The organism is Cupriavidus sp. SK-4 (assembly GCF_000611125.1).
Taxonomy (GTDB): domain Bacteria; phylum Pseudomonadota; class Gammaproteobacteria; order Burkholderiales; family Burkholderiaceae; genus Cupriavidus; species Cupriavidus necator.
This window is the reverse complement of the sequence record NZ_JFJW01000204.1, coordinates 1-1018: the sequence shown is the minus strand read 5'-3', so window position 1 is coordinate 1018 and position 1018 is coordinate 1. Positions and strand designations below refer to the sequence as shown.

Annotated in this window: 1 protein-coding gene; it reads left to right on the top strand. The window is 62.0% G+C overall.

Annotation, left to right across the window (positions count from 1 at the left end):
• Positions 1–44: 44 nt before the first annotated feature.
• The gene (locus CF68_RS34430) at positions 45–896 is read left to right on the top strand and encodes a fumarylacetoacetate hydrolase family protein (protein ID WP_035827937.1); all 852 of its coding nucleotides are present in this window, start codon (positions 45–47) and stop codon (positions 894–896) included.
• Positions 897–1018 lie beyond the last annotated feature (122 nt).

Genomic DNA, 1018 nt, shown 5'->3' with positions numbered 1-1018 from the left:
CAACCGATAAGCAGTCACGACAAGACAGAAATTTTGAGGAACGAATGAAAATAGTGAGATATGGCCCGCAGGGCCTTGAGAAGCCGGGCTTGCTCGATGGAAATGGGGCAATCCGATCGCTGTGGCCGATGATTTCGGACATAACGCCCGAAATCCTCAGCCCGGAAGGCCTGCACGCGCTCGCAGCGGTGAATCCGGAAAAACTGCCGCTCGTCCCCGGCACGCCGCGCCTTGGTGTACCCGTGTCGGGCATGCGCCAGGTGGTGGCCGTGGGCTTGAATTACCGGGCGCACGCGGAAGAGGCCAACATGGAAATACCGCGCCAGCCGATGGTATTCAGCAAGGCCATCACTTCGCTGTCCGGCCCCAACGATGACATCGTCCTCCCCCGCGATTCGATGAACACGGATTGGGAGGTGGAACTCGGCGTGGTGATCGGGCGCGCGGCCTACCAGATCGATGAAGCCGATGCACTGGACTACGTCGCCGGATACTGCACCGTCAACGATGTTTCCGAGCGAGTCTGGCAGATCGAGCGAAGCGGGCAATTCATCATCGGCAAGAGCGCACCGGGCTTCGCGCCGGTCGGGCCCTGGCTGGTGACCCGTGATGAGATCACGGATCCTCAGGCGCTCTCGCTGAGCCTGAGCGTCAACGATGAAATCCGGCAGCAGAGCCATACCAGCGACATGATCTTTCCAGTGGCAAAGCTGCTCAGCTATATCACCGGATGCTTCCGGCTCCTGCCAGGCGATATTGTCCTGACGGGCACGCCGCAGGGCGTCGGCATGGGCATGAAGCCGCCACGGTATCTCAGGCCGGGCGACCGGGTTGCCACCGAGGTCAAGGGGCTGGGGCGGCAGCTTCAGATCGTGAGAGGCGAGCTGGCAGAGTAGGCCGCGGAGTCTGGGCCGGGTGCCGCAGGGCACGTGCGGGCGAAGGTGGCGCAGGCATGGCCATGCCGACTTCACCCGGTAGCGATAGACGAGAAGCATGCCGGTCATTCTAATTTGGGATT

Bases quoted from the DNA above. Each gene is read 5' to 3' on its own strand.
- CF68_RS34430 (WP_035827937.1), top strand. From the start codon at position 45: ATGAAAATAGTGAGATATGGCCCGCAGGGCCTTGAGAAGCCGGGCTTG.